General features: G+C 64.5%; 23 protein-coding genes. 20 read left to right on the top strand and 3 right to left on the bottom strand.

All coding sequences use genetic code 11. The annotated features are described in order from the left end of the window. Nucleotides 1-2 precede the first annotated feature (2 nt). From ACPQ6D_RS21205 to ACPQ6D_RS21115, 19 genes are all read left to right on the top strand, one after another. Nucleotides 3-938, top strand: a complete 936-nt coding sequence (locus ACPQ6D_RS21205; protein WP_423226350.1) for a cation diffusion facilitator family transporter — start codon at nt 3-5, stop codon at nt 936-938. Between the two features lie 3 nt (nt 939-941). Further along, nucleotides 942-1460: a thioredoxin family protein gene (locus tag ACPQ6D_RS21200; protein ID WP_423226349.1), complete on the top strand. Its 519-nt coding sequence runs from the start codon at nt 942-944 to the stop codon at nt 1458-1460. Between the two features lie 2 nt (nt 1461-1462). Further along, entirely contained in the window at nt 1463-2140 is a 678-nt protein-coding gene (locus ACPQ6D_RS21195) for a cytochrome c biogenesis protein CcdA (protein WP_423226348.1), read from the top strand. A gap of 13 nt (nt 2141-2153) precedes the next feature. Continuing rightward, nucleotides 2154-2741 (top strand): class I SAM-dependent methyltransferase, encoded by a 588-nt coding sequence (locus tag ACPQ6D_RS21190; protein ID WP_423226347.1) that lies wholly within the window; start codon nt 2154-2156, stop codon nt 2739-2741. Continuing rightward, nucleotides 2738-3202 carry a putative iron-sulfur cluster-binding metallochaperone gene (locus ACPQ6D_RS21185; RefSeq protein WP_423226346.1) on the top strand — a complete coding sequence of 155 codons (465 nt, stop codon included), beginning with the start codon at nt 2738-2740 and terminating at the stop codon, nt 3200-3202. The genes ACPQ6D_RS21190 and ACPQ6D_RS21185 overlap by 4 nt, the downstream gene beginning before the upstream one ends. Before the next feature lie 177 nt (nt 3203-3379). After that, nucleotides 3380-3682: a thioredoxin family protein gene (locus ACPQ6D_RS21180; protein ID WP_423226345.1), complete on the top strand. Its 303-nt coding sequence runs from the start codon at nt 3380-3382 to the stop codon at nt 3680-3682. Nucleotides 3683-3684: 2 nt separating this feature from the next. Continuing rightward, the gene (locus ACPQ6D_RS21175) at nt 3685-4359 is read left to right on the top strand and encodes a cytochrome c biogenesis protein CcdA (protein ID WP_423226344.1); all 675 of its coding nucleotides are present in this window, start codon (nt 3685-3687) and stop codon (nt 4357-4359) included. Nucleotides 4360-4584: 225 nt separating this feature from the next. Continuing rightward, nucleotides 4585-4971 carry an ArsR/SmtB family transcription factor gene (locus ACPQ6D_RS21170; protein WP_423226343.1) on the top strand — a complete coding sequence of 129 codons (387 nt, stop codon included), beginning with the start codon at nt 4585-4587 and terminating at the stop codon, nt 4969-4971. 43 nt (nt 4972-5014) lie between these two features. Then, the gene (gene arsD, locus ACPQ6D_RS21165; protein ID WP_423226342.1) at nt 5015-5374 is read left to right on the top strand and encodes an arsenite efflux transporter metallochaperone ArsD; all 360 of its coding nucleotides are present in this window, start codon (nt 5015-5017) and stop codon (nt 5372-5374) included. Then, nucleotides 5371-7260: a TRC40/GET3/ArsA family transport-energizing ATPase gene (locus ACPQ6D_RS21160; protein ID WP_423226341.1), complete on the top strand. Its 1890-nt coding sequence runs from the start codon at nt 5371-5373 to the stop codon at nt 7258-7260. The genes arsD and ACPQ6D_RS21160 overlap by 4 nt, the downstream gene beginning before the upstream one ends. 114 nt (nt 7261-7374) lie before the next feature. Continuing rightward, the gene (locus ACPQ6D_RS21155; RefSeq protein WP_423226340.1) at nt 7375-7701 is read left to right on the top strand and encodes a carboxymuconolactone decarboxylase family protein; all 327 of its coding nucleotides are present in this window, start codon (nt 7375-7377) and stop codon (nt 7699-7701) included. Next, nucleotides 7698-8129 (top strand): arsenate reductase ArsC, encoded by a 432-nt coding sequence (locus tag ACPQ6D_RS21150; protein WP_423226339.1) that lies wholly within the window; start codon nt 7698-7700, stop codon nt 8127-8129. Before ACPQ6D_RS21155 ends, ACPQ6D_RS21150 begins: the two co-directional genes overlap by 4 nt. Further along, on the top strand, nt 8126-8527 hold the full coding sequence (locus tag ACPQ6D_RS21145) for a YlbF/YmcA family competence regulator (RefSeq protein WP_423226338.1): 402 nt from the start codon (nt 8126-8128) through the stop codon (nt 8525-8527). The genes ACPQ6D_RS21150 and ACPQ6D_RS21145 overlap by 4 nt, the downstream gene beginning before the upstream one ends. A gap of 10 nt (nt 8528-8537) precedes the next feature. Beyond that, nucleotides 8538-8924 (top strand): YlbF/YmcA family competence regulator, encoded by a 387-nt coding sequence (locus ACPQ6D_RS21140; RefSeq protein ID WP_423226337.1) that lies wholly within the window; start codon nt 8538-8540, stop codon nt 8922-8924. Nucleotides 8925-8960: 36 nt separating this feature from the next. Beyond that, nucleotides 8961-9194 (top strand): FmdB family zinc ribbon protein, encoded by a 234-nt coding sequence (locus ACPQ6D_RS21135; protein WP_423226336.1) that lies wholly within the window; start codon nt 8961-8963, stop codon nt 9192-9194. Further along, nucleotides 9191-9589: a hypothetical protein gene (locus ACPQ6D_RS21130; protein WP_423226335.1), complete on the top strand. Its 399-nt coding sequence runs from the start codon at nt 9191-9193 to the stop codon at nt 9587-9589. The genes ACPQ6D_RS21135 and ACPQ6D_RS21130 overlap by 4 nt, the downstream gene beginning before the upstream one ends. Further along, nucleotides 9582-9920 (top strand): DsrE family protein, encoded by a 339-nt coding sequence (locus tag ACPQ6D_RS21125; RefSeq protein WP_423226334.1) that lies wholly within the window; start codon nt 9582-9584, stop codon nt 9918-9920. Before ACPQ6D_RS21130 ends, ACPQ6D_RS21125 begins: the two co-directional genes overlap by 8 nt. A gap of 249 nt (nt 9921-10169) precedes the next feature. Continuing rightward, on the top strand, nt 10170-11894 hold the full coding sequence (locus ACPQ6D_RS21120; RefSeq protein WP_423226333.1) for an ABC transporter permease: 1725 nt from the start codon (nt 10170-10172) through the stop codon (nt 11892-11894). 3 nt (nt 11895-11897) lie between these two features. After that, a complete protein-coding gene (locus ACPQ6D_RS21115; protein WP_423226332.1) occupies nt 11898-13208 on the top strand; it encodes an ABC transporter ATP-binding protein in 1311 nt (436 codons plus the stop codon). 16 nt (nt 13209-13224) lie between these two features. Here ACPQ6D_RS21115 and ACPQ6D_RS21110 read toward each other — a convergent pair whose 3' ends face one another. The 3 genes from ACPQ6D_RS21110 to modA are packed head-to-tail and all read right to left on the bottom strand — an operon-like array spanning nt 13225 to nt 15828. After that, a complete protein-coding gene (locus ACPQ6D_RS21110; protein WP_423226331.1) occupies nt 13225-14334 on the bottom strand; it encodes an ABC transporter ATP-binding protein in 1110 nt (369 codons plus the stop codon). A gap of 1 nt (nt 14335) precedes the next feature. After that, nucleotides 14336-15028, bottom strand: coding sequence for a molybdate ABC transporter permease subunit (gene modB / locus ACPQ6D_RS21105; protein ID WP_423226330.1), 693 nt, complete (start codon nt 15026-15028; stop codon nt 14336-14338). Continuing rightward, nucleotides 15025-15828 carry a molybdate ABC transporter substrate-binding protein gene (gene modA / locus ACPQ6D_RS21100; RefSeq protein WP_423226329.1) on the bottom strand — a complete coding sequence of 268 codons (804 nt, stop codon included), beginning with the start codon at nt 15826-15828 and terminating at the stop codon, nt 15025-15027. Before modA ends, modB begins: the two co-directional genes overlap by 4 nt. 371 nt (nt 15829-16199) lie before the next feature. Here modA and ACPQ6D_RS21095 point away from each other — a divergent pair, with 371 nt between their 5' ends. After that, nucleotides 16200-18023, top strand: a complete 1824-nt coding sequence (locus tag ACPQ6D_RS21095; protein ID WP_423226328.1) for an SLC13 family permease — start codon at nt 16200-16202, stop codon at nt 18021-18023.

Below are 18023 nucleotides of genomic sequence, written 5' to 3'. Positions count from 1 at the left end.
TTATGCCAGCACATGAAAACACCAACATCGGCCGACGTTTTCTCATCTCAATCGGCGTCACCCTCGCCATCCTGATCGCTGAAGTCATCGGCGGCTACTGGACGGGCAGCCTGGCGCTGCTTTCAGATGCGGGCCACGTGTTGATGGACGTCTTCGCGCTGGTCTTGAGCTATCTGGCCCTGCGGCTTTCCGCCCTGCCCGCCGACGACCGCCACACCTACGGCTTCCACCGCCTGGAAGTGCTCGCCGCCCTCATCAACGGCATCTTGTTGGGCGCGATTGCCATCGCCATCTTCTTCGAGTCCTGGCAGCGCTGGCAAAACCCGCAGCCGGTCAAGAGCGTGGAAATGCTGATCATTGCGACCATCGGCCTGGTCGCCAACCTGATCGTGGTCTTCGTGCTCGGCGGCCACGATCACGACGAACATGAACACGCGGGTGAGCGCGAGGATTTGAACGTCCGCAGCGCGTTCCTGCATGTCGTCGGCGACGCGGTGTCCTCGGTGGGCGTCATCGTGGCGGCCGGCGTCATCTGGTACACGGGCTGGGAATGGGTGGATCCCCTGGTCAGCGTGCTCATCGGCGTTCTGATCCTGTTCAGCTCCTGGCGCGTGCTCAGAAGTGCCCTGCACATCCTGGTTGAGGGGGTCCCCGAAGGGCTTGCGCTCGACAAAATCGGCCAAAGCATGGCCGAGGCGCCCGGCGTGCAGGACGTGCATGACCTGCACGTCTGGAGCCTGTGCTCGGGGCACGTTGCCTTGAGCGCCCACGTCGTCGCCACCGACCAAAGCCTGCATGACTGCGGCGGCATCGCGGCGGAGATCAAACAGCGCCTGGCCGCCTTTGGAATCGAACACACCACCATCCAAATCGAGTGCGCTGCCTGCGGCCAGGGTCGGCCGCTTCCGCTGCCGGCAGCTACGCTGAAAGGTAAGTGATCGATGACCAAAAAACACTCATCAACCCAACGCCCGCCCCAACCGCGGCAGATCAAGAAGATGAACAACAGCCTGACCACCTTCATGGTGCTGGCCGTGCTGGGCGTCGCCATCATCATGATCCTGTTGCTCAAGGAGAAGCAGCAGCCGGCCGCGACGACCACCGGCGCCCCGGCAGCCAGCTCGGCTCTGGTCTCGGCAGGATTGCCGGCTGAGCAGCTCGACCAGGCCCTGGCTGCAAGCCATCCCACCCTGGTTTTCATGCACTCTACCGACTGTATTCCCTGCAAAGAGATGACGAAGGTCGTCGAGCAAGTCTACCCGGAGTTCGCCAATCAGATTGTCCTGGTGGATGTCAACGTCTACGACCGGGCCAACACGGCCCTGATGGAGCGCCTCGGCCTGCGCGTTATCCCAACCACTGTGTTCATTGACCGCAAGGGACAGGCGCAACAAGTTATGGGCGTGATGGAGCCCGATGCACTGCGCGAGACCCTGGGCCAACTGGCCATGGGAGGCTGAACATGGACTGGGACCTGACAGTCATCCAGCGCATCTCGCCGTTGGCCCTGGTGTTGGTTTTTGGCGGCGGCGTGGTCACCAGCATCGGGCCGTGCAACATCGCCATGATCCCGCTGATCGTCGGGTTTCTGGGCGGCAGCCAGGACCTGAACCGCCGGCGCAGCTTCTTGCTTTCGGCCACTTTTGCCACGGGCCTGGCTATTACCTTCATGCTACTGGGGGTGGCGGCGGCTTTGATCGGCAGTATGCTGGGCGCGGCGGGGCAGACCTGGTTCTACTACGTTGTGGCCGCTGTGTGCCTGGTGATCGGCCTGCAGTTGCTGGGCGTGCTGCATCTGTCCCTGCCCTCCTGGTTTGCGGCCCAGCGCGAGCGTGTCGCCTGGCGCGGCGTGCCGGGCGCCTTAGCCCTGGGGCTGGTATCAGGCCTGGTGGCTTCGCAGTGCGCCACACCCGTGCTGGCGGTCGTACTGACCTACGTCATGGCCGAGGGCGCTATCGTCTACGGCGCCGTGCTATTGTTCGTCTATGCCCTGGGCCGCGGCGTACCGATCGTGCTAGCAGGCACCTTTGCCGGCGTGCTGGCGGGAATGCTGGCGGCCGGCCGTTGGTCGAACGTCATAGAGAAGGTCAGTGGCGTGATCGTTATCGCCGTGGGCCTGTACCTGTTGTGGATTGCCTGATAAAGGGAGCACCATGTCACACTACGAACGCCGTTTCGACCCGCAAAAACGGCACGGCTTGCACAGCGCCGAGCGCGAGGCCAAATGGCAGCCGCAACGCCTGCTGCGCAGCCTTGGCATCCAGCCCGGCCACGTGGTGCTGGATTTAGGCTGCGGCACCGGCTTTTGGACTTTCCCGCTGGCCGACCTGGCCGGCCCGTCGGGCGCCGTCTGGGCGTTGGACGTCAGCCAGGAGATGCTGGACGCACTGGCCGAGCGCCATCCGCCGCAGACGGTTCGCCCGCTGCGCTCAGAACTGCCGCAGATCGACCTGCCCGACGCTGCGGTAGACTGGATCTGGGGCGCGTTCGTCGTCCACGAGGTCGAACCGATGGCTGATCTGATGGCCGAGATGCGACGCGTCCTGCGGGCTGGCGGGCAGGTGGCCATCCTGGATTGGCGCCCCGACGCCGCTAGCACAGACGGCCCGCCAAGCCACCATCGCCTGAGCCCTGCGGCGGTTAGCGAGCAGTTGCAGGCCGCCGGCTTCGAGGTCCTGCCGCAGAACTGGCAGCACGAGGACGGCTATTTGATCGAAGCGCGTAGAGAAGGCGGACCATGACCATAACTAACATAGCGCCCAACCCACCGGCCCAGGATGTACAGTATCCTGCCCGCACAACCAATCATTGTCCCAGATGCAAGCAGAAAGGCAGACCTGTGGAGGGGCAAACGATCAAGTCTATGTTAGCGGTCAGCCTGCGCGCCGTGCGTGATTCGGGCTACTTGTTTTGTCGCACGCTCGACTGCCCAGTTGTGTACTTCACGGCTGATGGCACGCAGACTTTCTTGACCGGTGACGTACATGAGCGCGTGTATCAAAAAGAGTTGAAAAACGACGATGTGTTGGTGTGCTATTGTTTCAAACACACGTTGGGCGAAATACGCTCTGCTTCGAGTGAGCTAGCCACCGCCATCTTGGAGAACATCAACGCCGGCATTCAGGCCGGCCAATGCGCATGCGATCTGCGCAACCCTCAGGGTTCATGTTGTCTGGGCAATATACGCGCCTTGTTGCGCTGAGAGGAGCAACCCACAACTGATGTCTCAAAAAGCAGTCAAGCATCTTCGCTGCCATTTATCCCGACAGTCGCAACTGCTGGTGATCGCGGGCCTGTTGATCCTGGCCGTCATCATCCTGCTGATGAAGCAGGAGACGAAGGTAAAACCCGTCGCGGCGGCCCAGTTGCCCAGGAGAAATTGCAGCGCGCCCTGGAGGCGGGACAGCCCACGCTGGCGTTCTTCCATTCGCTCAACTGCATCCCTTGCAAGGAGATGACGGCCATCGTCAATGAAGTCTATCCCGAATTCGCCGCATCTGTCACGCTGGTGGACGTTGACGTCTACGACCAGCGCAATGCGCGCCTGCTGCAAACCGCGCACATTCGCACCATCCCAACCCTGATTTTCTTCGACCGCGCCGGCCAGGGGCAGGTGCACATGGGCGTTCTGGAGGCCGGCCAACTGCGCCAGACCTTGACGACCCTGGGTGGAGGTCACTGACGATGACCTTCGATCCAACCACCCTTCAGACCGCCTCGGTCGTGGGCTTCCTGCTCGTCTTCCTGGGCGGTGTGCTCACCAGTTTGGGGCCGTGCAACGTGGCAACAATTCCCTTGATCGTCGGCTTTGTCGGCGGCTCGCAGGCGATGTCGCGCCAGCGCTCGTTTGCCCTCTCCCTGGCCTTTGCCGTCGGCCTGGCAATTACCTTCATGCTGCTAGGGGTGATCGCCGCCCTGGTGGGCGGCATCCTGGGCGTGGCTACCCAATGGTGGTACTATCTGGTGGCGGCCATCTGCTTTGTCATCGGCCTGCACATGCTAGGCATCCTCTCTTTGAGCTTGCCCATGTGGTTCGGCGGCCTGCGCCAGCGCGTCACCCTGAAGGGCGTCCCGGGCGCGCTGGCCCTGGGCCTGGTCTCCGGCCTGGTGGCATCGCAGTGCGCCACACCGGTGCTGGCGGCCATCCTCACCTATGTCATGCTCAAGGGCGCGCTGGCCTACGGCGCCGCGCTGCTCTTCGTCTACGCGCTGGGCCGCGGCGTACCAGTGGTGCTGGCGGGGACTTTCGCCGGTGCGCTGAAGGGCATGCTGGCGCTGGGCCGTTGGTCGCAGATCATGGAGCGCGCGGCCGGCGTGCTCATCCTGGGCGTCGGCTTCTACTTCCTGTGGATAGCCTGATGAAGCGCCGCGTCGCCATTTCAGAGGCGACCCATCTTGACGGCCGCGCCACGTCCGATGGCTCACCTCGCCGCTTTGCGCATGAGGCCAGGTAAAGAACCACACACATGATGTACAAGAGTTCCAGTCATGCTCGCTCATGACCGCCGTCCGCCCATTTGACAAATCGGTTGGCCGGAATATAATTCAATGTATATTGAACTATTCTGATCGAGGTATTCGTTCATGATGAATGTTGCTCCACCTCCCGCCAACCTGAACGACCTGGCCGACCGACTCAAGGCCCTGGCGGAGCCTAAGCGCCTGCTGATCCTGCACCTGCTCATGGAGGGCGTGCAGTGCAACTGTGAGCTGGGCGACGCGCTGCAGATGCCGCCCAACCTAATCTCGCACCATCTCAGTGTGCTGCGCCGGGCCGGTCTGGTGGATGTCGAGCGCGATGCCCTCGACGCCCGCTGGATCTATTACTCGATCAACCGTCAAGCGCTGGCGGAGCTGAACGCCGTCTTCGGTGCGTTTTTCGACCCGGCGCGCATCAAGTCCCGACGGCCGACCTGCGGCCCGCAGGGCGCGTTCATGCGCTCGACCGAAATACTATTCGCACAAAATTAGCCCTCTTTTTTTAGGAATCTATTTCAACGGAGGTTGAATTACCATGATCGAATCCATCACCATGTTCCCGCAAGCTCCCCAGCCGTCGGCTACGCCAGCCGTCGAGCTCTTCGACCCGCCCATGTGCTGCCCCACCGGCCTCTGCGGCCCGACACTGGATCAGACCCTGCTCGACGTGAGCGAGATGATCGTAGCCTTGCAGGCAGAAGGCCTGGGCGTGACGCGCTACCAGATGACCAGCCACCCCCATGCCTTTCTCAACAACGCCGACGTGATGCACCTGGTGCGCGAGCGCCAGATGGCCGCGCTGCCCATCACCGTCGTGCGCGGCCAGGTCATCAAAGCTGGCGCCTACCCTAGCCTGGCTGAGTTGCGCCCGCACCTGAATGGATCTGGGCAATGAGCACCCGTTTTATCTTCTTCTCCGGCAAAGGCGGTGTGGGCAAGACGAGCATGGCCTGCACGCACGCTGTACGCTTCGCCGATGAAGGTCAGCGCACGCTGATCGTCACCACCGACCCGGCCTCCAACCTGGCCGACGTCTTCGAGCAGCCTATCGGCCATCAGATGACGCCCATCGCCGGTGTGCCCAACCTGTGGGCCATGGAGATTGACCCCGACCAGGCCACGCAGGAGTACATTGACCGCGCCATGGCGCCCATCCGCGCCGCCTTCCCGCTGCAAATGGTGCAGGTGATGGAAGATCAGATGAGCGGTCCTTGCACCGCCGAGGTGGCCTCCTTCGACCGCTTCACCGACTTCCTCGACGCACCCGCGGCCGACGGCAAGGCTTTCGACGTCGTGATCTTCGACACCGCGCCCACCGGCCACACCCTGCGCCTGTTGGAGCTGCCGGCCGAGTGGAGCCAGTCCATTGACGACGCCAGCCAGGGCAGCGGCCAAACCTGTATCGGCCCGGCCGCCGCGATCCAGGACGCCAAGCACAAGTACGAACGTGCGATGACCATCATGCGTGACCCCGCGGTCACGACCTTCATGTTCGTGCTGCACCCCGAGGCCGTGGCTATCAAGGAAACCCAGCGCGCGATCACCGAGCTGGGCAAGCTAGGCATCGCCAACCATCAACTGATCGTCAACAGCGTCATTCCGTCCGAGGCTCGCACCAACCCGCTCTTCGCCGCGCGCGCCGAGATGCAAACCCGCTACCTGGCGCAGATTACGCAGGAGTTGCCGGCGCCCACCCGCACCATGGCCCTGCTGCCCGGCGAGATCCAGGGCGTCAAGCGCCTGCGGGCCGTGGGCGCCATCTTCTTCGACGGCGCCAGGACGGCCGGCTTTGGCCAAAACGGCGCGTCCCCGCGGACCATCACGACTTTGCCTGTGCTCGACGGCGCGGCGGAACGGGTGTCACCTAACGGCCACAGCCGCGCGGTTTTCTTCGCGGGCAAGGGCGGCGTCGGCAAGACCGTCGCCTCGTGCATCACCGCGGTGTGGCTGGCCCGTCAGGGTCACAAGACCCTGCTGTTGACCACGGACCCGGCCGCGCACCTGGGCGACGTGCTGGGCCAGCCCGTGGGCGACACGGCCGCGCCGGTGGCTGGCCTATCCAACCTGTGGGCGGCCAAGATTGATCCCAAGGCCGCAGCCGAGAGCTACAAGACCCGCATCCTGGACGACGCCCGCCGCCGCGGCCGGCCAGAGCACGCCATCCAGACCATGGAAGAGGAGTTGGACTCGCCCTGCACCGAGGAGATGGCCGCTTTCGATCTCTTTATTGACTTCGCCTCGCAGGCGCAGTGGGACTCCATCGTCTTTGACACCGCGCCCACTGGCCATACCCTGCGCCTGCTAGAGCTGCCCATGGACTGGAGCAAGCAGATTGATGTCAAGGTGTTTGCTTCGGTGGACACGGCCGCGGCCGACGACGTGGCCAAACAGCGCTTCGGCCAAGTCATCAACATGATGCGCGACCCGACTCAGAGCACGTTCGCCTTTGTAATGTACCCCGAATCAACGCCGATCCTGGAAGCGTACCGCGCGTCGCAGGAGCTGCGCACCGTGGGCATCGAACCGGGGCTGGTCGTGGCCAATTTCATCATCCCAGCCGAGCAGGCAATTACCCCCTTCACCCAAGCTCGCCGCGCGATGCAGAGCAAGTACATGGGCGAGATCGCCCGGCGCTTCCCAGTTCCCCTGCTCCAGATTCCTTTGCTGCCCGCTGAGATCAAGGGCCTAAGCGCCCTGACCAGGTTGGGCGACCAGATTTACGGCAATGGCGTGCACGCGCCAGCGCCGAGCCAGGATCACAGGGAGATGAGCCATGCATGACGCCGTACTGCTCTTCACCCGCAACGGCATGGGCGATGCACCATCCGAGCTGCAGGTGGGCCTCACGCGTAGGGACAATGCCTGCTCCTATTCTGTACTGAGGAAAAGCAGGCCATGAAAACACCGATGGAACTACTGAAGGACTTCGCCTCTGAGTTCGCCAAAAACCAGATGGACGAGAGGGCGCTCCTGTTCGAACATCCCAACTACCAGGCCGTGCCTGGCAAGTACAAGCTGCTGATCGGCATCGGCGCGGCGGCCATCGCCGGCTCGGATACCTGCACTCAGATGTGGGTCAAGATGGCCAAGGAGAAAGGGATAACCAACGCGGAAATTACCGAAGCGATCATGGTGGCCAGGTATATGAAGCAGGCCACCGTCAATGACACGGTCGCCAATTCGCTGCGCCTGCTAGCGCCGGACAGTGAGGTTACTGCATGAAGCGCCGCAAAGTGCTATTTCTGTGCACCGGCAACTCCTGCCGGTCGCACCTAGCCGAAGCCATCGTCAACGCCCGCCTGGGCGACACCTGGGAGGCTGTGTCGGCGGGTACCCAGCCGGCCGGCTACGTCCACCCCAAGGCTCTGCAGGCGCTGGCTGAGATCGGCATCGAGCACACAGGCCGCTCCAAGCACGCCAACGAGTTTCGCAACACACCGCTGGACCTGGTGGTCACCGTCTGCGACTCGGCGGCCGAGGAATGTCCACTGTGGCTAGGCCCCGGCCGGCGAGTCCACGTCGGCTTCCCCGATCCGGCAAAGGCCGAGGGAACCGACGAAGAGGTCATGGCTGTGTTTCGAAGCGTCCGTGACGACATCGCGCAGAAGATTCCTGCGCTACTCATACAATATTCTGGGGATGGATTATGACAGACTTGGTGCTGAACAATTCCGATAGCGCGCCGCCTAAAGTGGTGAGCCAGGCGGCCCACGACTTCGCCGCGGCCCTGGCCGGTGCGCCGCAGTTTCAGGCTTTCGAGGCCGCGGCCATGGACCTGGACCAGGACGCCGTCGCCCAGCGCGCCATCGCGGACTACCAGGCAAAGCAGCAATCCCTGCAGGCCTTACTCATGCTCAACGCCGTCAGCCCGGCCGACCGCGCGGAGATGAACCGGCTGTACCAGGCCTTCGCCGACCGGCCGGCCGTGCAGGCCTACGTGCGCAGCGAGGCCGACGTGAAGGCGCTGTGCCAGGAGGTGGGCGACCTGCTCTCCCGCCGCATCGGATTCGATTTCGCCGCGGCCTGCGCGGCGGGCGGCTGTTGCTAGGAGGCAAGCCATGACAAACACCACCCTTACCCCCAGATTGATCGAGGCCGTCGAGGCGTTGGCCGGAAACCTGCTGGCGTCCGCACCATTTGCTGCCTTCGACCAGGCGTATGCACGCTTCGAAGCCGATCCCCAGGCCAGCGGCCTGATGCGCAGCCTGAACCAGGCGCAGGCGAACTTGCGCGTGCGCCAGGGCAACGGCGGCCTCTCGCAGGCCGACATCAGTCACTTCCGCACCCTCCAGGCCGAGGCCCAAGCCAACCGCCTGATCATGGACTACATCGAGGCACAGAACAATGTCGTGACCTCCCTACGAGAGACCAACCAGGAGATTAGCCAGTGGCTGGGTGTAGACTTCGCCGCCCTGGCCCGCCGTCCAAGCAGTTGCTGCGGATAGCGGGACGCGGCAGCACCGAAGAAAAGGGGATTGAAGATGCCTTTGTACAGCTTTGCATGTGATGATTGCGAGACGGTTTTCGACGTGCGCGCGACGTTTCAGGAGAAGGAAAAGGGCCTGCAGCCGGTCTGCCCGCAGTGTCATGGCCCGCGCGCCCACCAACGGATCACCGTCGGTTGGTTTTTGAGTGGGCGGGGTGCGGCTGGCGCGACCACTATGGACAGCGCCTCGGCTTGCGGATGCGGCGCGGGCGGCGGGTGCTGTTCATGAACGGCACCCGCGCCGCCGTTGCGATTGTGGGTGCGCCCATCGCCTGCGCGGAGGGGATGAAAGAGACCTGGCGCGAGCTGGCCCGGTGGGCGGCCGGGCAGATGCACACGCGCTACGGCGACCAGGTCGAGGTCAGCTACTTCGACCTCTTCGACCCCGCCTGCCCGCATCTACCGCCCGACGCGCAACTGCCCGTCGTGCTGGTGAACGACCAGGTCGTCATCAACGGCGGCAAGCTGTCCGTGCCGGTGATATGCCGGCATGTGGAGACGCTGGGCGTGCGGCCGATGGCGGCCAAACCGTTTGAAGCGGAATTTCGTTCACTGGCTGCCAGCGTGTTGGCCGCGGCCACGCCATTACCAATCCACGCTCACAAGGAGATGAATCATGCATAACACCGTACTGCTATTCACGCGCAACGGCATGGGCGATGCGCCAGCCGAGCTGCAGCAGCGCCTGGCAGTCAAGTTCCTGGGTCTGCTGGCCGCTGCGGGCGCGCCGCCGGCCAAGATCCTGTTCTATACCGAGGGCGTCAAGCTGGCCTGCAGCGGGTCGCCTGTACTCGAACTGCTGCGCACGCTGGCGGCGCAGGATGTCGAGCTGATTCTATGCCAGACCTGCTTGGAGACCTACGGCTTGCAGGACCAGGTGGCCGTCGGCATCGTCGGCGGAATGCCCGACATCATCGAGGCCATGCGCATGGCCGAAAAGGTCATCTCCCTATAACGCCAAAACGGCGAGTCAGACGCGAATCGGCAGCTTATCTGCATTCTTGATGATCCCTGTGGTCAAAAACCCAAAGGGCGGCCACACAGGGCTGCCCGAGGCCGCCGGTCTTGACAATTCCTGAAGTGTGCATAACATAGCCTGGCGGCCGCGGAAACCGGGAGCAAATCAGAAGCGAGTTGTCCACAGCCTGGCGTCTGATCCACTTGGCCCGCCGATGACGTGATTCTCAACCCAGAACGGAAACCCATGGCGCGTTCAGATCATCTCTTCCGCAGCGAGCAGTTCACGCAGCGCCGGTTCACTGGCGCCGATGTGATGGTTCTTCTTGGTGTGGCTGTGCTCATGTACCTGGGCGCGCGGCTGGCCATTCGCGCGCCCGCGGTCATCAAGGGGCCGGACATTTCGCTCGCGCCGGCCGCGCTGCCCACGTACGCCCTGTTTTCCACGGGACGGATGCTGGCGGCGTACATCCTCAGCTTCCTGTTTACGCTGGTCTACGGCTACGCCGCGGCTTACAATCGCCGCGCCGAGGCGGTGCTGATGCCGCTGCTGGACGTGCTGCAGAGCGTGCCGATCCTCTCGTTCCTGCCCGTCGTGCTTCTGAGCCTGAGCGCGGTCCTGCCCCTGGGAATCGCGGCCGAGCTGGCCTCCATTGTCCTGATTTTCACCAGCCAGGCGTGGAACATGACCTTCGCCTGGTATCAATCCCTCACCACCATTCCTGTCGCGCTGCGTGAAGCCAGCAGCATCTTCCGCTTCAACCGCTGGGTGCGCCTGAAGACCCTGGAACTGCCCTTCGGCGCCAACAGCCTGATCTGGAACAGCATGATGAGCTGGGCCGGCGGCTGGTTCTTCTTGATGGCGGCAGAGATCTTCACCGTGGGCCAGCGCGACTTTCGTCTGCCTGGGTTGGGCGCGTATCTCAGCGAGGCTGCCCGTCAAGGCGACATGCAGGCCATCCTGATGGGCCTGGGGACGCTGGTGTTAGTCATCGTCGCGCTCGATCAGTTCGTCTGGCGGCCCTTGCTTGCCTGGTCGGAACGCTTTAAGTTGGAGATGGTGGAGAGCGATAACCCGCCCACGTCGTGGTTCTATAACCTGCTGCGCAGCTCGAGGCTGGTGGAAGGGCTGAGCGAGCGGGTGTGGCGGCCATTGTCCGAGCGACTGGACGGCTGGCTGATCCGCCGCCTGCCGCCGCTGCAGATGACGGAGTCCGGCGAGGGGCGGCCCGCCTGGCCGACGTACCTGCTGATGGCCGTCCTGGTAGCCGGGCTGCTCTATGGCGCTTACCGCGCCGGCCTGATGCTGCTGGGTTTACCACTGACCCAGTGGGGCTGGGTCGGCGCTGGTGTGCTGGCGACGCTGCTGCGGGTGATTGCGGCCCTGGTCATCGCCCTGGCCTGGACGATCCCGGTCGGTGTGGCGATCGGCACCAACGAGCGGCTGGCGCGTTGGCTGCAGCCGGTCGTGCAGGTCACCGCGTCGGTGCCGGCCACCGCGCTGTTTCCTGTCGTCTTGCTCGCCCTGATCAGCACGCCTGGCGGACTGGGGGTCGCCGCAGTGTTGTTGATGCTGCTGGGCACCCAGTGGTACCTGCTGTTCAACGTTATTGCCGGCGCCGCGGCCATCCCGCAAGACCTGAAATACACCGCGGCGCTGTTGGGCCTGAGCCGTTGGGAGCGCTGGCGCACCCTGATCCTACCCGCGCTCTTCCCCTTCATCGTCACCGGCGCAATCACGGCCAGCGGCGGCGCCTGGAACGCCAGCATCGTGGCCGAACACATCCAATTTGCCGGCCAGAGCTATTACACCACAGGCGTCGGCGCGCTGATTGCGCGCGCGACGGCCGACGGCAACTATGCACTGCTGCTGGCCGCCACGCTGAGCATGGTGCTGACCGTGGTCGTGATCAATCGAGTGTTCTGGCGGCAGCTCTATCGCCTCGCCGAAGACCGCTTCCGCATGGAGTAAGCCATGAGTCCTGAAAACGAAAAACTTCTCGATTTGAGGCAAGTCAGCCAGACTTACGGTCAGGGGGAGCGACGCTTCACCGCGGTGGAGAAGGTCAACCTGGCGCTGGCCGCAGGGGAGTTCGTGGCCCTGCTTGGCCCATCGGGGTGCGGCAAGAGCACCCTTCTGCGCATCATTGCCGGGCTGCAATTTCCCACTGAGGGCCAGGTGCTGTATCGCGGTCAGCCGCTGCAAGGGGTCAACCCGCATGCCGCGATCGTCTTCCAGACCTTTGCCCTATTCCCGTGGCTCACGGTGCTGGAAAACGTCGAGGTGGCGCTGAAGGCGCGCGGCATCTCGGCCGCCTTGCGCGGCCCTCGCGCCGTGGATCTGCTGGACCGCGTGGGTCTCGACGGTTTCGAGTCGGCCTATCCGCGTGAGCTGTCCGGCGGCATGCGACAAAAGGTGGGTTTCGCCCGCGCCATGGCCGTCGAACCAGAGCTGCTCTGCCTGGACGAGCCTTTCTCCGCGCTGGATGTGCTGAGCGCCGAAGCCCTGCGTGGCGAACTGCTAGAACTGTGGACGAGCGGCAGCATCCCCACCCAGGCCATCCTGATGGTCACCCACAACATCGAGGAGGCGGTCTTCATGGCGGACCGTATCGTGGTGATGGACAAAGGGCCGGGCCGCGTGGTCTCGCAGGTCAAGGTGGAGATTCCACACCCGCGCAACCGCAAGAGCGCCGCCTTCCTTGCCACCATTGATCGGGTCTACGCAACGCTGGCCGGCCAAACCGAGGCCGAAAGCGTCGAGTTGGGCACCGCGCCGGGCGAACCGGGCCGCACGCGCGCGCTGCCGGCGGTTGACATCAACGACCTGGCCGGCCTGTTGGAACGACTGGACGAGCTGCCCAACGACCGCGCGGACATCTACCGGCTGACTCAAGATCTCCAGGTAGACTCCAGTCACCTGCTCTCGTTGATCGAGGCCGCCGAGCTGCTCGGTTTCGCCACCGTCGCCCAGGGCGACATCAGCTTGACGTCGCTGGGCGAGACGTTTGCCGAAGCCAGCATCTTGGGCCGCAAGGCAATCTTCGCCGCGCGACTGCGCCGCGTGCCGCTGTTCAAGTGGCTGTTGTCGCTGCTCAAGGCCGCGCACCAACAGCAGCTCGACTATGGCGTAGTGCAGATGGCGCTGGAACTCGAATTTCCTCGGGACGAGGCTGAACGCCAGTTGGAGACCGCCACCCAATGGGGGCGCTACGCAGAGGTTCTAACCTACGACGATAGCGACGAGATGTTCTACCTGGAGTCGGTTGCCGGGCCGGGCGCCTGATGCAGGCCGAGCCGCACTAGCGACTGATCACCACCAGCGCCTCGCGGCGCAGGGAGAGCAGCACCTCATCCCCCACCTGCAGGCCCAAAGGCAGATAGGTGTAAGCGCCGTGACGCACCTCGATGATGTGCTGGTTGCTCAACGCCACGTGCAGCACATAGCCCCCTGGATCCAGCTTGCCCGCCACGATCCGGCCGGCCGCCTGGTTGTGCACCATGGCATCCGGCAAGGGACGATTCGGATATAAAATCTTCACATCCTCCGGCCGGATGTACGCCGCGGCCGTGCTGCCCACCGCCAGGGCCTGCGGCGGCGCCATGAGATGCAGACCGTCCCAATCCAGCGCCAATCCATCGGGTCGCGCGTCCACGATCCGCGCCTGAAACAGATTGCGGATGCCCATGACCTCAGCGACCTCCAGGTTGGCCGGATTGCGAAAGACATCCTCGATCGGGCCAACCTGCGCCAGTTGTCCTTCCCGCATCACGGCCAGCCGTTGCCCAACCGCAAAGGCATCCTCCAGCCGGTGAGTCACGTAGATGACGGGCAGGTCCAGCTCGCGCTGCCAGCCCAGCAGTTCTCGCTGCAGACGCTGCCGCGCAGCCACGTCCAGCGCGGAGAACGGCTCATCGAGCAGCAGGACGCGCGGCGCCGCGGCGAGCGCGCGGGCGATTGCGACCCGCTGCTGCTGCCCGCCAGACAGCTCATGGGGATAGCGGTCGGCCAGGTGCGCCAGGTTCATTCGTTCCAAGAACCCGGCCGCCTGCTCCCCGCGTCCAGCCAAAGGATACGCCACGTTCTGCAGCGCGGTCAGGTGCGGGAAGAGCGCGTAGTGTTGGAAGACGTAGCCGATATGCCGTTTGCGCGCCGGCACATTGATGCCGCGGCCGCCGTCGCGCTCGAAGAGCAGCTCGCCGTTCACCAAGATGCGGCCGCGATCCGGGACGAGCAGCCCGGCAATGGCGCTCAGCGTGGTAGTTTTGCCTGATCCCGACGGGCCAAACAGCACCAACACTTCCGCCCCCATCGCCAACTGCACATGTAGATGGAAATCCGGCCGGCGCAGCGTGAAGTCGGCGACCAGCCGCGGCGCGTCGGCCGCGTGAGAAAAGGCAGCTTGCGTCATGTCAGGCTCGCTCATCGTCGCGCAGTCCGGCCGCGGACCGCACGGCACGCGGCCGGCGCGGCTGCTCGAAGCGGCGCACCGCCCACAGGCTCAGGAAGGCCAGACCGGTCATCAGCAGCACCATCCAGTTGGCCTGGGCATAGCTGCGGTTTTGCACCGCGTCGTAGATGGCGAGGGGCAAAGTCTGCGTGCGGCCGGGAATGTTTCCCGCCACCATCAGCGTCGCGCCGAACTCACCCAAGGCGCGCGCCGCCGCCAGCATCAACCCCGCCAGGATGCCGCGTCGCGCCAGGGGTAGGGTCACGCGCCACAACACCGCGGCTTCCGTTGATCCCAAGGTGCGCGCGGTGTTCTCCAATGCGGGGTCCACGTTGGCGATGGCCGCGCGCGCGGATTGCACGAGCAGCGGCAACCCGACGACCGCCGAGGCGATGGCCGCCGCGCCCCAGGTGAAGAGAATGCGCCAGCCGAACACCTCTACCACGGGGCTGCCGCGACCGAGCGCCAGCAGCAGGTAGTAACCTACGACCGTGGGCGGCAGCACGAGCGGCAGGCTGACCAGTGTCTCCAGCAGGGTGGCCCCGGGAAAGCGCCGTCGCGCCAGCAGCAGCGCCAGCGGCAGCCCAATGACCAGCATGAGGAAAGTAGCCACGGCCGTCACCTGCAGCGACAGCCAGAGCGGATGCCAGTTCATGGGACAGGCTCCTCGCCGGGCAGAACAAAGCCATACTTGCGCATAATCGGCCGGCCCTGGGGGCCGTTGACGAACGCGGCGAAGGCGCGCGCCTCGGCTTCGTGCGTTGTGCTCTTGATCACCGCCAGGGCCTGATCTATGGGCGCGTGCAGATCTTCAGGGATTAGCGTCCAGCGGCCGGGTCCCTCCGGCCCCGCAGCCGCGGGCACACTGAGAGAGAGCGCGACAATGGCCACGTCCACATTGCCCGTCTCCGCGTATTGCAGCGTCTGGCGCACGTTCTCGCCCAGCACCAGCTTGGGTTGCACGGCCTCCCAGACGCCGGCCGCTTGCATGGCCTGCCGCGCGGCCATGCCGTAGGGCGCATGGTCAGGATTGGCGATCGCCACGCGCTGCACGTCGGGTCGCGCCAGGTCGCTCACCTGGGTGATCTGCAGAGGGCTGTCCGGCCGCGTCCAGAGGGTAATGCGGCCGCGCGCGTAGCGCTGCGCCGTGCCGGGCAGCACCAACCCTTGCTCGGCCAACTCCTCGACAAAGCTGATGTTCGCGGCCGCGAACACATCCACGGGCGCGCCTTGTTCGATCTGCTGAGCCAACTGGCCGGTGGAGCCAAAGTTGAAGACCACATGGTGGCCGGTCTCTTTCTCGAACTGCGCCCCAATCTCTTGGAAGGCATAGGTCAGGTCGGCCGCGGCCGAAACCGTGAGCGTGACAGGCGCCGGGCGGCAGCCCGTGAGCCAGAGGGCCAGGAACCAGACCAGCAGGGTGGTGCAAAGGCCGAGTTTGACGTGTTTCATCATGTTTTACCTGTGGAGTAAAATACGTTGACGGGTAATTTGCATGGCGATATTATGCCATGAACAGCAAGTCGTCGCAACAAAACGCTGTGGTAACTATTCAGGCATCCTGCGCCAACTGCAGCCGCCGAATGAATTCGGGCCGCAAGGGCGTGCCGCCGCCAGGTCGGCCGGAGCCGACCGGCGCAGCGTCCACTCAGGTGGACGCCTGGCGGAACGCCCATCAGGCGCGATTTCAATCGCTCGCTTGCCACAGCGCGCCGCCTGAATAGTTACACGCCGTGAACGATGGATCCTTTGAGGCGCGGGCCTCTTTTGCGCAAACAGGCGCGTGATGCGACAATGCACGGAATTCATTCTCCTGGAGATGTTGCATGGCTGATCCGCTGATCATCACGTTCATCATCTTGTTGGCTGCCATTGGCTTGCTCTTGAGCGAACGACTGCGCCCAGACCTGGTCGCGCTGTTGGTAGTCGTGGCGCTGGGCGTGACTGGCGTTCTCGTCCCGCGCGAGACGTTTTCGGGCTTCAGCAGCTCCGCGGTGGTGACTATCGTTGCCATTTTTATACTTACCGAGGCGCTGCGCATCACCGGCGTCACCGAGCGTGTAGGTGATCTTCTGTTGCGCCTGGCGGGCGCGGGCGAACGCCGCCTGGTGGTTGTCCTGATGCTGGCTGGCGCCTTGTTGTCGCTGGTGATGAACAACATCGCGGCCGCGGCCGTACTGCTGCCCGCCGTCTCTGGGATTGCCCGCCGCGCGCGCATCAGTCCGGCGCGGCTGCTCATGCCGCTGGCCTTTGCCACGATCCTGGGCGGCATGGCGACGCTGTTTACTACCACCAACATCGTCGTCAGCGGTGTTCTGCGCAGTCAAAACCTGGCCGGTTTCGGCGTGCTGGACTTTGCGCCCCTTGGCCTGCCGATCGTGACCGTGGGAATCCTCTACATGGCGCTGTGGGGTCAGCGGATGCTGCCTGACAGGCCGTTGACCGAGGATACGCGCATGCGGTCTGCGCGTCGCGATAACTTGGTCGAGATCTACCGCCTGGGCGAGCGCCTCTTTCGGGCGCGCGTACCGGCTGATTCGGCGCTGATCCGCGCGCCGTTGGCGGCGAGCACACTGCGCGAACAGTACGGCGTCAACCTGGTGGCGGTTGAACGCCAGGGCCAGGTGACGGCCGCGCCGCCGCCCAACCTGGTGCTGGCGCCCGGCGACGTGATCTGGCTGGAAGGGAAGCTGGAGGAATTCCGCACGCGGGACGTAGCGCCTTACCTGGAAATCCTGCCCTCGTCGGCGTGGCGCGTGGATGACCTGGAGTCGCCGACCGTGGCGCTGGTAGAGGCCATCCTGGCCCCGCGTTCGACGCTGCTCGGCCAGACGCTGCGCTCCGCGCGCTTCCGCGAAAAGTACGGCATGGTCGTCCTGGGCATCTGGCGCGCGGGCCGGCCAATTCGCACCGGGTTGAGCGAACTGCCGCTCCAATTCGGCGATGCGCTGCTCTTGCAGGGACGGCGCGCGCAGCTGCCGCTCCTGCAAACCGAGCCTGACCTGATCGTCTTGGACAGGGGGCGCGAAGAGGACGCGTCCGCCGGCGTGCGACGTAAGGGGTGGCTGGCGTTGATCATCATGGCGGGCACCCTGGTGATCGCGGCCTTCAATACCGCGTTGGTCGGCGAGATCATGTTGGGCGGCGCGCTGCTGGTGGTGCTGATGCGCGTGCTGACGATGGATCAGGCCTACGGCGCCGTCGAGTGGCGCAGCGTGTTCCTGGTCGCGGGGATGCTGCCGCTGGGGCTGGCAATGACAAACAGCGGCGCAGCCGCTCTGTTGGCCGACGGTCTGGTCAGGTTCCTCGGCGGCGCCGGTCCGCTGGCCGTGCTGACCGGCCTGTTCGTGCTGACCATTCTGCTGACGCAAACGATGCATGGGGCCGCTGTCGCCACCATCGTCGCGCCCATTGCTATCCAGACGGCGCAGCAGGCCAGCCTGAATCCGCGGGCCTTGGCGATGGCCGTGGCGCTGGCGACTTCGATGGCGTTTCTAACCCCACTCGGCCATCCCGTCAACGTGCTGGTGATGGGGCCAGGCGGCTACCAGTTTCGCGATTACCTGCGCGTCGGTCTGCCGCTGACCGTACTGCTTGTCCTCGTGGTGCTGGTCGGCCTGCCGCTCGTGTGGCCGTTGACGCTTCCCTGA

It is taken from the genome of Candidatus Amarolinea aalborgensis, from assembly GCF_900491745.1.
GTDB classification, from domain to species: domain Bacteria; phylum Chloroflexota; class Anaerolineae; order SSC4; family Amarolineaceae; genus Amarolinea; species Amarolinea aalborgensis.
The sequence above is the reverse complement of the archived record's forward strand: the minus strand, read 5'-3'. Positions and strand labels throughout refer to the sequence as shown.

Excerpts from the sequence above, each read along its gene's own strand:
- ACPQ6D_RS21205 (WP_423226350.1), top strand. The coding sequence starts at position 3 with ATGCCAGCACATGAAAACACCAACATCGGCCGACGTTTTCTCATCTCA.
- ACPQ6D_RS21200 (WP_423226349.1), top strand. The coding sequence starts at position 942 with ATGACCAAAAAACACTCATCAACCCAACGCCCGCCCCAACCGCGGCAG.
- ACPQ6D_RS21195 (WP_423226348.1), top strand. The coding sequence starts at position 1,463 with ATGGACTGGGACCTGACAGTCATCCAGCGCATCTCGCCGTTGGCCCTG.
- ACPQ6D_RS21190 (WP_423226347.1), top strand. The coding sequence starts at position 2,154 with ATGTCACACTACGAACGCCGTTTCGACCCGCAAAAACGGCACGGCTTG.
- ACPQ6D_RS21185 (WP_423226346.1), top strand. The coding sequence starts at position 2,738 with ATGACCATAACTAACATAGCGCCCAACCCACCGGCCCAGGATGTACAG.
- ACPQ6D_RS21175 (WP_423226344.1), top strand. The coding sequence starts at position 3,685 with ATGACCTTCGATCCAACCACCCTTCAGACCGCCTCGGTCGTGGGCTTC.
- ACPQ6D_RS21170 (WP_423226343.1), top strand. The coding sequence starts at position 4,585 with ATGATGAATGTTGCTCCACCTCCCGCCAACCTGAACGACCTGGCCGAC.
- arsD (WP_423226342.1), top strand. The coding sequence starts at position 5,015 with ATGATCGAATCCATCACCATGTTCCCGCAAGCTCCCCAGCCGTCGGCT.
- ACPQ6D_RS21160 (WP_423226341.1), top strand. The coding sequence starts at position 5,371 with ATGAGCACCCGTTTTATCTTCTTCTCCGGCAAAGGCGGTGTGGGCAAG.
- ACPQ6D_RS21155 (WP_423226340.1), top strand. The coding sequence starts at position 7,375 with ATGAAAACACCGATGGAACTACTGAAGGACTTCGCCTCTGAGTTCGCC.
- ACPQ6D_RS21150 (WP_423226339.1), top strand. The coding sequence starts at position 7,698 with ATGAAGCGCCGCAAAGTGCTATTTCTGTGCACCGGCAACTCCTGCCGG.
- ACPQ6D_RS21145 (WP_423226338.1), top strand. The coding sequence starts at position 8,126 with ATGACAGACTTGGTGCTGAACAATTCCGATAGCGCGCCGCCTAAAGTG.
- ACPQ6D_RS21140 (WP_423226337.1), top strand. The coding sequence starts at position 8,538 with ATGACAAACACCACCCTTACCCCCAGATTGATCGAGGCCGTCGAGGCG.
- ACPQ6D_RS21135 (WP_423226336.1), top strand. The coding sequence starts at position 8,961 with ATGCCTTTGTACAGCTTTGCATGTGATGATTGCGAGACGGTTTTCGAC.
- ACPQ6D_RS21130 (WP_423226335.1), top strand. The coding sequence starts at position 9,191 with ATGAACGGCACCCGCGCCGCCGTTGCGATTGTGGGTGCGCCCATCGCC.
- ACPQ6D_RS21125 (WP_423226334.1), top strand. The coding sequence starts at position 9,582 with ATGCATAACACCGTACTGCTATTCACGCGCAACGGCATGGGCGATGCG.
- ACPQ6D_RS21120 (WP_423226333.1), top strand. The coding sequence starts at position 10,170 with ATGGCGCGTTCAGATCATCTCTTCCGCAGCGAGCAGTTCACGCAGCGC.
- ACPQ6D_RS21115 (WP_423226332.1), top strand. The coding sequence starts at position 11,898 with ATGAGTCCTGAAAACGAAAAACTTCTCGATTTGAGGCAAGTCAGCCAG.
- ACPQ6D_RS21110 (WP_423226331.1), bottom strand. The coding sequence starts at position 14,334 with ATGACGCAAGCTGCCTTTTCTCACGCGGCCGACGCGCCGCGGCTGGTC.
- modB (WP_423226330.1), bottom strand. The coding sequence starts at position 15,028 with ATGAACTGGCATCCGCTCTGGCTGTCGCTGCAGGTGACGGCCGTGGCT.
- modA (WP_423226329.1), bottom strand. The coding sequence starts at position 15,828 with ATGATGAAACACGTCAAACTCGGCCTTTGCACCACCCTGCTGGTCTGG.
- ACPQ6D_RS21095 (WP_423226328.1), top strand. The coding sequence starts at position 16,200 with ATGGCTGATCCGCTGATCATCACGTTCATCATCTTGTTGGCTGCCATT.